Below are 12,674 nucleotides of genomic sequence, written 5' to 3'. Positions count from 1 at the left end.
TGGCCGCACGCTGGTGTCAGCTGATGAAGGAGCCCGGGGCGCAGGCGCTCGACGTCACCCAGGTGTGCGACACGATGTTGTTGTTCATGTTCGCGGTGTTGGTGAACTTGTCGCGGCTGAGGTCGTCCACGTACTTCTCGCCCGGCTTGAGGCAGCCGTACGCCGTGTCGTCGTACTGCGCGTAGTAGTAGAAGGCCACGACGTCCTTGCCGCCGACGAAACCGCTGTTCATGACCGACGAGGCGGTGTTCGCGTCGGAGCCCTGGAAGGGGCCCACGCTGTCGCTCCAGTTGGGGTCACTGCCGGCCGTGACACCGAGGAGTGTCCCGCCGCAGTCGGTGCCGTCCCAGGCGCGGACGTCGCCGTCGCGGCCGTGCGAGTTCCAGTTGGCGTTGCAGCCCGGGCCCGCGTGAGCGGTCGCCGGGATGGCGAGGCCGAGGGCCGCCAGGCCCAGGGTGGCGAGGGAGACGGTCAGTTTGCGCATGACGGATTCCTGTTCTGCTTCCGCCTCGTGGGAGGCGTGGGCGGGGTGACGATCCGCGAGCGATGCCGCGGGGAACTGTCCGTGACGCGGGGTCACGGAAATCAGGGGGTGTGCGCCCGGCCGGATCAGGCCCGCGCGGGGACGATCCGCTCGGCGCGGGCGAGGGCGTGCAGCTGCATCCGACGGTGGGCGTCGAGGGCGTCGCCGTACTTGCCGGCCAGTTCGCCGACGTAGTGGGCCTCGCGCCGCTCTCCGACCGCGCGCAGCGAGACGGAGCGGGCGCAGGTGGCGTCGGCGACCGCGATCCGGGTCTCGTCCCCGAAGGTCCTGGCCTCCTGGGCCCGGGTCTGCTCCGCGCTGTGGTCGCGGGTGGATTGGCGAGCCGCGTCGGGGTCGGTGAAGGGATGGCCGGCCTTGCTCATGCAGCGCGACCAGGCCCCCACCGCGCTCTTGAACTCCTTGTCGCGCAGCAGCTTGCCCACGTACAGCGGCCGCAGGTTGCTGACGGTCGCGTCGGCCCGGAGCCAGGCCGCGGGGTCGCCGTACAGCGTCTTCTCGGCCGCGGCCGCGCAGCCGCCGGACTGCTTGGTGATGGTGCCGCCGGAAGGTACCCGCGCCTTCAACAGGACGGCGTCCCGGCCGCCGTCCATCGCGATGTCGTAGGCACGCTGCCGCGAACGGGAGAGGGACTTGCGGTAGGAGATGTTGGGGTTGCGCACACGGGCGCGGTCCTCCTTCGCCATGATCCTGCTGCCGTAGCCGTGGCTACGCGCCCAGTCGATGTCGTCCTGGACGTAGCCGACCGGCCGGCTCTCCTCCAGGCTCAGCGGTCGCTCCGCCCAGAAGCGGAAGCCCTGCCCTGTCATGCAGCGCGTGATCAGGCGCTGCTCGGCGTCGGAGATCCGCAGGTCCTGGGCGTAGGTGAGATCCCGGGCCTGCGCGGCGGCCCGGGCCTTCGCGACCGGCGAGGTGCGGTCGGGCGAGTCGGCGCCCGCCGTGCAACCGGCCAGGACGAGCGAGGCCAGCGCGGTGATCGCGCCCACCGCGGCGGCGGTCCGTCGCATGCTGCGCCTCTTCGGTACCACCGTCCGGCGTGGGGCGTCGGTGCGCTTCATCGGCATGCTCCCGGGGCGTGGTCGAACTTGCTTGTTCTTTCGAGCCGTTGACGCCTCGGGAAGCCCGTCCGTATGCCTCTCGAATTCCAGGTTCTTTTCTCGCGGCCGGGGTCATACGAGGGCGGCGGGCGAACCGTCTTCCCTGTATGCGAACCCGGTCCTCCCGGGAGACGGAATTTAGCCAACTGGTGAGGGGGGCGGAGAACCGCCCGCCATCGACCGGGCGGGGGCAACAGGCGTTGCCAGCACCGATGTTGCCGGTGGGCGACACGAGTACACCGGACCGTCCGGATTCGGACACGACGGTCCGGCTGTCGCCGTGTCGTGGGCATGTTCGCCGATATCTTTCGCCGTGATCCGCGGGGCGGATGGTACGGCGATCGGGGAACGATGTTCGAAGTGCGTCTGCTCGGTCCGGTGGAGGTGTGGGCAGGGGGCAGACGGGCCCCGCTCGGCGGCATCAGGCCCCTGGCGGTCCTGTCCGCGCTGGTCGTCCACCTCGGCGAGGTGCTCTCCACCGAGCGGCTCGTGGACTGCGTCTGGGACGAGCAGTCGCCCGCGACCGCCGCCGCGCTCGTCGCCACCCATGTGTCAGCCGTGCGCCGTGCCCTGGCCAGGGTCGGCGAGGCGGAGCTGATCCGGACCCGGCCGCCGGGCTACGTGACCGACCTCGACCCGTCCCAGGTCGACGCCCGCCGCTTCGAGGAACTGCTCGCGTCGGGCCGGGCCTCGGCCGCGCGGGGCCGCCCCGAGGAGGCCGCCGAGCTGCTGTCCGAGGCGCTGGGGCTGTGGCGCGGCCACGACGCCCTGGAGGGGCTCGGCCAGTCCTTCGCCCGGATCGAGGCAGCCCGCCTCGCGGAACTGCGGCTCGTCGGCCAGGAGGAGTCCTTCGCACTGCAGCTGGAACTGGGCCGCGCGGACCGGACGATCGCTCCCCTGCTCGCGCACGTCGCTTCCCATCCCCTCCGGGAGCGGCCGCGCGGCCAGCTGATCACCGCGCTGGTGCGCACCGGCAGGGTCTCCGACGCCCTGCGCACCTACCAGGAGGGCCGTGAGGCGCTGCGCGAGGAGCTGGGCATCGACCCCGGGCCGGAGCTGCGGGCGCTGCACAAGGCGGTGCTGACCAACGACCCGGAGCTGCTGGGCCCCGGGCCCCGGAGCGCGTCGGACAGACCGGCCGGGCATCCCAGGGCGCGGGAGGGCGCGAGCCGAAGCGCGCCGGTCCTGCGCCCACGGCCCGCGCCCTCCCATCTCCCGCCGGACATAGCCGACTTCGTGGGCCGTCGCGAGCAGATCGACTGGGCCGGCTCGCTGCTGGGCGGGGTCGACGACGCCGGCCGTACGGCGCCGCCGATCGGGGTGATCTCCGGACGGTCCGGAACGGGCAAGACCGCCCTCGCCGTACACGTCGGCCACCGCACCGCCGAACTCTTCCCCGACGGGCGGCTGTTCGTGGACCTGCGGGCCGCCGACACGACCCCGCTGGAACCCGCCGACGCCCTCGCCCGACTGCTGCGCGCCATGGGTGCCGAGCCGGAGACACTGCCGACGTCGGTCGAGGAGCTGACGGGGCTGTACCGCACCCACATCGGCCACCGGCGCATCCTGCTGATCCTCGACAACGCTGCCGGCGAGGCCCATGTACGACCCCTGCTGCCGCCCGGCCCCGGCTCCGCCGTGCTCGTCACCAGCCGCCGCCGGCTGGTAGCGCTGGAGGGCGCCGCCCACCTGGATCTGGCCGTGCCGGACCCGGCAGAGGCGCTCGAACTGCTGCGCCGCGTGGCCGGCCGGGACCGCACCGGCGCCGATCCGGAGCGGGCCGCCGAGATCGTCTCGCTGTGCGGGCGGCTGCCGCTGGCCGTGCGCATCGCCGGGGCGCGGCTCGCGGCCCGCCCGCACTGGGTGCCCGGCCGGCTCGCGGACCGGCTGCGGGACGAACGGCGCCGGCTCAACGAACTGCGCGCCGGGGACCTGGAGTTGCGCACCAGCCTGGAACTCGGTTACGCCGACCTCGACACGCAGGAGCGGCGGGCACTGCGCCGGCTGGCCCTGCTCGATCTGCCCGACTTCGCGGCCTGGATCGCCGCCCCGCTGCTCGACATCGGCACGGAGGAGGCCGAGGAGGCCGTGGAGCGGCTGGTGGACTGCCACTTCATCGACGTGATCGGCGTCGACGACACCGGGCGCAGCCGCTACCGCATCCACGATCTGGCCCGCGAGCACGCCCGAGAGCGCTGTCTGTCGGAGGAGAGCGCCGAGGAGCGTACGACGGCCGTGCTGCGGCTGGTGGAGTGCTGGCTGGGACTCGCGAAGCAGGCGGCCGCCCGCGGTCCGGGCGGAGCGGCCCGGTACTTCCCGGAGCCGGCTGCCGTACGGCCGCTCGACGCACTCGACCCGCAGGCCGAGGACGAGCTGCTGGAGCGGCCCGCGGCCTGGTTCGCCGCCGAACAGGCCTGTCTGCTGGCCGCGGTGGAGTACTGCGCCGACCACGGGATGGACCGCGCCGCACGCGACCTGGCCGGGGCGCTGATCGCCAGCTCGGCCGCGCTGTACAACCAGTTCGACGCCTGGTCCCGCTCGCACGCCGCGGCCATTGCGGCGATGCGCCGCAGCGGGGACGGCGAGGGAGAGGCATGGCTGCTCACGGGGCTGGGCCAACTGCGTTACGAGCAGGACCGGTTCGAGGAGTCCTACGCCTACTTCGCCGACGCCCTGCGCCTGTTCGAGGCATGCGGCGACGTGCCGTGGGGTGCGGGGCTGGCGCTCGCCGGGATGGGTACGGCCCGACGCGAACAGGCCAGGTACGCCGAGGCGTCCGAGCTGCTGGCCGCGGCGCTGGAGCGGTACGGGGAGTCCGCGGACCGCGGCGCTCGGGCCCGCGTGCTGTACGGCATCGGTTATGTGCACCGGGAACAGGGGCGCGGCGCACAGGCGCTGGACGCCCTGTCGGGGGCGCTGGAGCTGTACCGCGCGGCGGGCGACCGGCACGGCGAGGGCCTGACCCTGCGGTCGCTGGCCGTGTGCCACCGGGCCGAGGGTGCCCTGGGGCAGGCGGAGCGGCTGCTGCACGAGGCACTGCGGATCTTCACCGGCCTGCACGACACGTTCGGGATCATGTACACCGAACAGTCCCTGGCGAAGACGGAGTTGCGGCAGGGCCGGCCGGACGTGTCGCTGGTACGGCTCGGCCGGTGCCTGGCGGTGGCCCGGGAGCGCCAGGACCGCTTCGGGGAGGCGCTGGTCCTGCGCACCCTGGGCGAGTGGCACCTGGCGGCCGGCGATCCCGGCGCCGCCCGAGAACCACTGGAGCAGGCACTGGCCATGTGGGAGGCCCTGCGCCTGCCCCTGTGGCGCGCCCGCACGCTCCGGGACCTGGCCCAGGTGCACACGGCCCACGGCGACGAGACCTCCGCGCGGCAGGCCCGCGCCGAAGCCATGGCGGTCTTCCGGGAACTGGACTGCCGCGAAGCGCGCGAACCCGGCAGCGGGCACCAGTGAGTGAACCGGGGCGGCCGCAAAAATACCGGACCAGACACCGGCCATGACAGAGCCCCTATAACTGCCCCCCATGGCCGCCCACACCCTCCCGAACCTGACCCGCATGCGCACGGCCCACGGCGACGAGACCTCCGCGCGGCAGGCCCACACCGAAGCCATGGCGGTCGTCCGGGAACCGGACTGTCGCGAAGCGCGAGAACCCGGCACCGGCGAGTGCCCCGGGGCGGCTGCAGAAGTGCTGGTGAGCCGCTTGCAGGCAACCTGCAGAGCATTTGCAGCGGTCCCCGCCATCCTGATGTGCGTGACGGACATCATCACGCTCTCGGACCCCCGGGTCGCCGCGGTCGCGGCGGCCGAATGCGGTGAACCGCTGGCCGACCTGCGCGGCACGGGCCATCTGCGGCTCGACCACCGGCAGGCCGACGACGACGGCAGCTACGCCCGGCTGCGGTCCGGCGCGCTGCGCCGGCTCGTCCGGGCGCAGCGCCTGCTGCCGGCCGGCGTCCGGTTCCTGGTGGTGGAGGGGTACCGGCCGCCCGAACTGCAGCGGCAGTACTTCGAGCAGTACGCACGGACGATGCGCCTGGCCCACCCGGACGCGACGCCCGAACGGATCCGCGAGCTGGCCAGCGCCTACATCTCCCCGCCGGAGGTGGCGCCGCACGTCAGCGGCGGGGCGGTCGACCTGACGCTGTGCGACCAGGACGGCAGGGAGCTGCCGCTCGGCACGGAGGTCAACGCCACCCCGGAGGAGAGCGAGGGTGCCTGCCGCACGGAGGCGCCCGGCATCAGCGCCGAGGCGCGTGCGAACCGGGCCCTGATGAGCTGGGCCCTCACCGCCACCGGCTTCGTCAACTACCCGACCGAATGGTGGCACTGGTCCTACGGCGACCGGTACTGGGCCCTGCTGCGCCGGGCCCCGGCCGCCCGCTACGGACCCGCCACCCCGCCCGGCCCGACGGCCTGACCAGCCGCCGGCCCGAGCACGGCACGCCACACCGAACGACCGAGGGGGAAACAGCATTGGAGATCAGCAGCGCCGCCTGCCCGCCACCGCAGCGCACGGACACAGACCGGATGAGCGCGGGAGACTTCGACGCCTTCTTCACCGCCGACATGCCGCGGCTGCGCCGCCGGCTGCTGGCGCTGACGGGCAATCCGCACGACGCCGACGACCTGCTCCAGGAGACGTATCTACGGCTCTCCCGGCGCGCCCGCGCCCAGAATCTGACGCGGCAGCAGCACCCGTACGCCTACGCCTGCACCGTCGCCCTCAACCTGCTGCGCGACTCCTGGCAGCATCCCTCCCGCCGGGAGCAGACCACCGACCGGCTGCCCGAGGCGGGCTGGGACGGCGGACTGGCCTCGTACGAGGCGTCCTCGACCACGCTGGCGCTGCTGAGCATGCTCTCCGAGAAGGAGGCCGCTGCGGTGATCCTCGTGGATCTTGAGGGTCTCAGCCACGACACCGCCGGCGAACGGCTCGGCGCCCACCGCGGCACGGTCCAGCGCAACCGCATGCGCGGCCTGGCCAAGATGCGCGCCGCGCTCGACAACTAGCCGACAGGCAACGTTCGCCCCGTCGCGACGCCCGGCACGCACTCTCGCCGCACCGGGCACAGGCCGCCGGGGCACTAACGCCGCTCCCCCAACGGGGGTGGGGAGCCGGCACGCATCGTCTCCAACCGCTGTCGCCGGGCCGCCCGGTGACGTCATGTCGACGAAGGAAGACTTCCGTGAAGATCAGCAGTGCGCGCCGCCGGACCAGCGGCGGGCTCCTGGGGGCTTCGGTCCTGGCCCTGACCGCCTTCTTCTCCGCGCCGGCCCACGCCGCCGCCCAGGACACCGCCTGCGGGGTCCTCTCGCCGGGTGCCTCGGCCACCGCGCAGGCCGCCGTGAACGCGGCCTGTTCGCAGATCGGCGTCTGGTACAGCTGGGGCGGTGGCCACGGCGCGACGCCGGGTGCCACCTACGGCTACTACGACGGCTCCGACCCGGACAGCCTGCACGACAACGAACGCAAGGGCTTCGACTGCTCCGGTCTGATGCGCTACGCGTACTGGAAGGCGACCGGCAAGGACCTGCTCAACGGGACGGCCAACGACCAGTTCCACAGCTCGCAGGCCTCCGCCCGTTTCTCCGCCTCGCAGGGCACGGCCCCGCTGCTGCCGGGTGACCTGATGTTCTGGGGCAGCGGCCACATCCACCACGTCGCCATGTACCTGGGCGGCGGACAGATGGCGGAGGCGTACGAGTCGGGCACCCACATCCGGGTCGCACCCGTGCGCACCGGCGGGGACTACGCGGGCGCGATACGCGTCAGCGGGTCCGGCACGCCCACTCCGCCGCCCGCGAACGGCGGCTCGACCTTCGAGACCTGGGGCACGGGGGTGCACACCCACTCCACGCCGAGCACGCGCTCCACCGTCGTGGACACCTTCGCCGGCCCGACCCAGGTGTCGGTCCAGTGCCAGGAGCACGCGGAGACCGTCACCGCCGAGGGCTACACCAACGACATCTGGTCCAAGCTCTCCGACGGCTCGTGGATGACGAACATCTACATCAAGGGCCCGGCCTCGCTGCCCGGCATCCCGGACTGCGGCGGCAGCAGCACGCCGCCCCCGAGCGGCGGCAGCAAGGCGTTCCAGACCTGGGGCACCGGGGTGCGCACGCACAGCGAGCCGAACGTCAACGCGGGCGTGGTCGACTACTTCGCGCAGCCGACCACGGTCAACGTGGTGTGCCAGGCCCACGCCCAGCAGGTGACGGCCGAGGGCTACACCAACGACGCCTGGGCGAAGCTGACCGACGGCTCGTGGGTGACGGTCATCTACATCAAGGGCCCCGAGTGGCTGCCGGGTGTGGCCACCTGCTGATCGGTCCCTGACAGGGCGGCGGTGTCCGGCCGGCGCCGGCTTCGCGAAGGCGGAGTCGCGCGTCGGCCGGGGCGCCCGCGATCAGGCAGCAGGACGTGGTCGTTCTGCGGCGTACGTCCACCCGCAGGGCTGGATCACCGATCCCGCTGCCTGCTGTTGGTGCGACGAGCATCGCCCTGGCCACAAGGAACGCCCGCGACCGCGAGCCCTGCGGGTCGGCCGCCGCCGGCGCCGTCCTTCGCGAGGCGCGACCGACCGAGAAGGTGACGAGCGACTTGGGCGACTCAATCGTTCGACTCACTCGGCGGACTAAGTCGGTATGTTGCCGGCATGTCTCTCAGGTCACCGCGGCCGAACGCCGCCCCCAGCTGATCAAAGCGGCTATCGACCCGCTCGCCGCAGTCATCCCGGACGGGATGCGCGAGGCGGTGCACCGCGACGGCCTCGCCGCCCTGCGCGACCTCCCGTGGGTTTCTGCGCCCGAGCCCAGCACCTGCCGCGAAGTACCCCCTGCCACACCCACAGTCGACTCCCCGCCGCGCAGCGACGAGGGCCAAGACCACGACGACGAACCACCGAGTCGGGTGCGGCAGCACACCCACCCCGGCGAAACTGACCCCGAGCGTCAGCGGCGGACCAGCACCGCGTGCGTGACCGTCGGCGAGCCGACCAGCTCGGACACCCGGTAGCCGTCGATCCCGTCGCCCAGATTGTCGAGCAGCCGCTCCCCGCGTCCGATGAGCATCGGCGCGATCACCAGGTGGAGCTCGTCGATCAGCCTGGCCCGCAGATACTGCTGGATGGCCGCCGCGCCGCCGCCGATCCGGACGTCTTTGCCGCCCGCGGCGTCGAACGCGCGCTGCAACACCGTCTCCAACGGCTCGTCGGTGAAGTGGAAGGTCGTTCCGCCTGCCATCTCCAGCGTCGGGCGCAAGTGGTGGGTGTGCACGAAAACGTCGTGGTGGTAGGGCGGGTTGTCGCCCCACCAGCCTTGCCAGGACTCGTCCTCCCACGGCCCGCGCTGCGGCCCGAACATGTTCCGCCCCATGATCGTGGCGCCGATGTTCTGATCGCCGCGAGTGAAGTAGTCGACATCGATTCCGGTCCGGCCCGCGGCGGAATCCTCCGTCGCGGAGACGAACCAGCTGTGCAGATCGTCACCCCAGCCGACACCGTCGCCGAACGGGGCGTCGAGTCGCTGGTTCGCGCCGGCCACGAAGCCGTCGAGGGAGATCGTGACGTTGTGTACGCGGACCTTGGGCATGGCCTTCGCCTCTCGTGTTGATGGCCTTCTCTCACCCCTGCGTCGAACAGAGCCTGCCTGGATCGACATCCCCGCGCACGTTCTTCGGCGTGCCATACGGGTGCTCAGCACCGCGCGCCGGCACCGAGTACGCGGCGCGGGCGGGGCGACGTCGACGAGCAGCAGGCTCGTGCCGTCAAGAGCGCCCTGACCGGTCCTCCGGGGAGGGGCCGTCGTCGCACACCGGGACTGTTACCTCAGGAAGCGCCAGTCGGCGTGGCACCAACCTCATGCGACAGCACAGCTGAGCAGTGCGGCCGCTGAGCCACCCCGGGCAAAAGGCCGACGCCTTGGGCCAGCGGGGCGAAGGGCATGTTGGAGGCCGGGATCGCGGCCCCCCTCCCTGCTGGTGGTGTGCCTGGCCGACGCGGACGCGCGCCGGCGGATCGGCTGCAGCCTGCGGGCCTCAGTGGTGAGTTGCGGTGCCTCATGAGTGGCTGCGGGACAGTTCCGGCTCGTGCTGCGCCGTCTGGTCCTGTCGGGGAAGCAGGAGAGGTGTGGTCAGGATGAGCAGTCCTGCGACCGTGAGAGCGGTGCGTGGGCCGGTGACGTCGGCGAGCAGCCCGGCGAGTGCGGTGAGGGTGGCGATGGCCGCCTGCTGGCCGATCGACCAGGCCGACAGGGTGCGGGCGACGAGATGCTTGGGGGTGTGTTCGAGCCGGTAGGTGGCGAGTACCGGGCTGTACAGGCTCATGTTGATGATGATCGCCAGCTCGACGGCCATCACGGTGACGAGGCCGACGACGCCGGGGCGGACGAAGGCCAGGCCGATCAGCCAGATGGCGCGCAGGGTCCCGACGGTCCGGAAGACCCACTGCCGGCCGAAGCGGGCCACGACACGTCGGGCCAGCCGCGAGCCGATGAGTCCGCCGAGGCACGGGGCGGCGAAGGCGAGGCCGTACTGCCAGGGCGGGAACCCGAGTTGGCGAAGCAGGAGCACCGCCAGCAGCGGCTCGGTGGCCATGATCAGACCGCCGACGAGCAGTTGGTTGAGGTAGAGGGCGCGCAGACCGGGGTGGCCCATGAGGTGTCGCCAGCCGTCGAGCAATGCGCCCGCCCGGACCGGGCTCTTGTCGGGCGTTCCCGGCGCTTCTTCCTGGCCGCGGATCGCGGTGATGCCCAGCGCGGAGAGAAGGTAGCTGAGCGCGTCGGCCACCACGGTGGTGACCGGCCCGAACAGGCCGATCGCCGCCCCGCCGAGCGGTGGCCCCACCGCGATGGAGCTCCAGTTCGTGGACTCGAACCGAGCGTTGGCGACGAGAAGGTCGTCCGGCCGGACGAGGGCCTTGAGGTAGGCACCGCTCGCCGCGTTGAACGCGATCTTGGCTGCGGCGACCACGGCCGAGACCACGAGCAGCTGGACGAAACCGAGCCGCCCGAAGGCGTAGGCGACCGGGATCGTCGCCATGGCCGCAAACCGGACCAGATCCATCATGATCATGACTGGGCGCTTGCGCCGGAACTCCACCCACGGCGCGAGCGGCACCGCGATCAGCGCACCCACCGCAGGCCCCACCGCGGACAGCGCGGACACCTCAGCAGGTCCGGCATGCAACGCCAGCACAGCGATCAGCGGCAACGCCCCGAACCCCAGCCCGGACCCATACGCGCTCACCGCATACGCCGCCCACAGCCAGCCGAACTGCCGGCCCAACGCTCTCCTGCCCATCATGCTCAGCGCGCTCCCCGTGAAGTCCCACCCGAACAAACTGATGTTGACCAACGAGAGCTAAGCGGGCAGGACAACAGCAGGTCAAACAACTGACCTACCAGCCATGCACAACCCTTGGTTGTTCACTAAGGTGGGTGGGCGTGGATCTCGAAGCAGTACGCACCTTCGTCGCCGTCGCGGAATCGGGCCAGTTCCAGAAAGCCGCCGCAGACCTGTCGGTCACCCAGCAGGCCGTTTCCAAACGCATCGCCACGCTGGAGCGCACCCTCGGCGTGCGGTTGTTCACCCGTGCCGCACGCGGCGCTGAGCTCACCATCGACGGGCAGGCATTCCTGCCCCACGCGCGCGAGCTGCTGCGCGTCGCCGAGCGCGCGGTCGCCTCCGTACGCACCGGCCACCGTCCCCTGCGCGTCGACATGATCTCCTCACGCGGCGCGGCGTCGGGCCTGATGCGCGGCTTCCACCACGCGCACCCCGAGATCGACCTCGACATGCTGATGCTGCTCGACATCGAGACCGCCGTCACCGCCATTCGCTCCGGCGCGCTCGACGCGTCCTTCCGCGCCGTCGCGATGCCCGGCCGGCCCCTTCCCGAGGACATCGAGTCCGTCCGGGTGCTCGACGAGCCGCTCCAGCTCATGACCGGCCCCGCCCACGCGCTGGCGGGCGCCCGCTCCGTGCCCCTCGCCCGGCTCGCCGGACACCGGATCTGGATGCCCGGCATCCTCCCCGGCAGCGAATGGGCCGCCTACTACGACGACCTCGTCGCCGAGTTCGGCCTCACCATCGAGGCGACCGGCCCCAACTTCGGCTCCGACGCGCTCCTCGACACCATCGCCGACACCCCGGCCCTGGCCACCTTCATGAGCGAGCAGACCCGCCTCGTCTGGCCCGCCGACCACGGGCTGCGCCGCATCCCGGTCACCGACCCGACGCCCGTCTACCCGCACTCGCTCCTCTGGCACCGCGACAACCCCCACCCGGCACTGGCCACCCTCCGCACCCACCTCGCCGCCACGACGGCCGACCACGACGCCGCCGGCACCTGGAGGCCGGGCTGGGTGATTCCGCGCTGAACGGCCCGCCGCCCGCGCGGCCGGCTCTGGCCGGTCGCCACGGCCGTGATCGCTGCCGGGCGGCGAGGTACGGCGCCCGGCTTGTTCCATGGACGATGCCGTGACGGTGGGCGTGTTCCGGCGCCTGAAGTACGCCGAGGGTGAGTTCCAGGGCGTGATCGGGCCCGGTGATCCGCTCGTCGCGCACCAGTTGGAGCAGCGTGGCGCCGCCCCTGACGTACTCCATCACGATGTAGGGGACCGGTCCGCCCCCGGCCATGTCCTCGCCCGTGTCGTAGACGGAGACGATCGCCGGGTGGCCCGGCAGGGCGGCCGAGACGGCCTCCCTGCCGAACCGTGCCCAGTGATCGGCGTCCGCCGCCAGTTCCGGACGGAGCGTCTTCACGGCACCGGGCGGGCCAGAAGCAGATCACGCGCCAGCCATACCTCTGAGCTGGGGTGCCCTTGCGGTGACGAGCCCGTCGGGCTCGCCTACGACGCGACGGCCGATGCGCCACCGAGTGGTCCGGCCTGTACCTGGCACTCGGTGAGGCCGTCGGACCCTACGAGTCTTGGAGTCCTGGGCCAGGAATCGGCTGTGGCCGGCATGAAATGTACTGGGGCTGTGCTCCGCCAGGTCTGGCAGAGCGCGGCCCTCCGCGATGGCTCAC

At 72.2% G+C, this 12,674-nt stretch carries 9 protein-coding genes; 5 read left to right on the top strand and 4 right to left on the bottom strand.

What is annotated here, in order from left to right:
- Positions 1-16: 16 nt before the first annotated feature.
- Positions 17-484, bottom strand: a complete 468-nt coding sequence (locus OOK07_RS37095) for a hypothetical protein (RefSeq protein ID WP_266686544.1) — start codon at positions 482-484, stop codon at positions 17-19.
- A gap of 125 nt (positions 485-609) precedes the next feature.
- Positions 610-1,548, bottom strand: coding sequence for a hypothetical protein (locus tag OOK07_RS37090; RefSeq protein ID WP_266686542.1), 939 nt, complete (start codon positions 1,546-1,548; stop codon positions 610-612).
- A 441-nt stretch (positions 1,549-1,989) separates the two neighbouring features.
- Between OOK07_RS37090 and OOK07_RS37085 the strand changes: the two genes are divergently transcribed.
- From OOK07_RS37085 to OOK07_RS37070, 4 genes are all read left to right on the top strand, one after another.
- Positions 1,990-5,097: an AfsR/SARP family transcriptional regulator gene (locus OOK07_RS37085; RefSeq protein WP_266800833.1), complete on the top strand. Its 3,108-nt coding sequence runs from the start codon at positions 1,990-1,992 to the stop codon at positions 5,095-5,097.
- Between the two features lie 301 nt (positions 5,098-5,398).
- Positions 5,399-6,064: a M15 family metallopeptidase gene (locus OOK07_RS37080; protein ID WP_266686540.1), complete on the top strand. Its 666-nt coding sequence runs from the start codon at positions 5,399-5,401 to the stop codon at positions 6,062-6,064.
- Between the two features lie 110 nt (positions 6,065-6,174).
- Positions 6,175-6,657, top strand: a complete 483-nt coding sequence (locus OOK07_RS37075; RefSeq protein ID WP_266686539.1) for an RNA polymerase sigma factor — start codon at positions 6,175-6,177, stop codon at positions 6,655-6,657.
- A 176-nt stretch (positions 6,658-6,833) separates the two neighbouring features.
- On the top strand, positions 6,834-7,973 hold the full coding sequence (locus tag OOK07_RS37070) for a C40 family peptidase (RefSeq protein ID WP_266686537.1): 1,140 nt from the start codon (positions 6,834-6,836) through the stop codon (positions 7,971-7,973).
- A 625-nt stretch (positions 7,974-8,598) separates the two neighbouring features.
- Here OOK07_RS37070 and OOK07_RS37065 read toward each other — a convergent pair.
- The gene (locus OOK07_RS37065; protein WP_266686535.1) at positions 8,599-9,237 is read right to left on the bottom strand and encodes a dihydrofolate reductase family protein; all 639 of its coding nucleotides are present in this window, start codon (positions 9,235-9,237) and stop codon (positions 8,599-8,601) included.
- Between the two features lie 466 nt (positions 9,238-9,703).
- The gene (locus OOK07_RS37060; protein ID WP_266800830.1) at positions 9,704-10,948 is read right to left on the bottom strand and encodes an MFS transporter; all 1,245 of its coding nucleotides are present in this window, start codon (positions 10,946-10,948) and stop codon (positions 9,704-9,706) included.
- A 140-nt stretch (positions 10,949-11,088) separates the two neighbouring features.
- On the opposite strand from OOK07_RS37060, the gene OOK07_RS37055 reads away from it, so the two are divergent.
- Positions 11,089-12,024 (top strand): LysR family transcriptional regulator, encoded by a 936-nt coding sequence (locus OOK07_RS37055; RefSeq protein WP_266686532.1) that lies wholly within the window; start codon positions 11,089-11,091, stop codon positions 12,022-12,024.
- The last annotated feature ends 650 nt before the right edge of the window (positions 12,025-12,674 follow it).

The sequence above is a fragment of the Streptomyces sp. NBC_00078 genome, from assembly GCF_026343335.1.
In the GTDB taxonomy this organism is placed as follows: domain Bacteria; phylum Actinomycetota; class Actinomycetes; order Streptomycetales; family Streptomycetaceae; genus Streptomyces.
The sequence above is the reverse complement of the archived record's forward strand: the minus strand, read 5'-3'. Positions and strand labels throughout refer to the sequence as shown.

Bases quoted from the DNA above. Each gene is read 5' to 3' on its own strand.
- OOK07_RS37085 (WP_266800833.1), top strand. From the start codon at position 1,990: ATGTTCGAAGTGCGTCTGCTCGGTCCGGTGGAGGTGTGGGCAGGGGGC.
- OOK07_RS37095 (WP_266686544.1), bottom strand. From the start codon at position 484: ATGCGCAAACTGACCGTCTCCCTCGCCACCCTGGGCCTGGCGGCCCTC.
- OOK07_RS37090 (WP_266686542.1), bottom strand. From the start codon at position 1,548: ATGCGACGGACCGCCGCCGCGGTGGGCGCGATCACCGCGCTGGCCTCG.
- OOK07_RS37075 (WP_266686539.1), top strand. From the start codon at position 6,175: ATGAGCGCGGGAGACTTCGACGCCTTCTTCACCGCCGACATGCCGCGG.
- OOK07_RS37060 (WP_266800830.1), bottom strand. From the start codon at position 10,948: ATGATGGGCAGGAGAGCGTTGGGCCGGCAGTTCGGCTGGCTGTGGGCG.
- OOK07_RS37065 (WP_266686535.1), bottom strand. From the start codon at position 9,237: ATGCCCAAGGTCCGCGTACACAACGTCACGATCTCCCTCGACGGCTTC.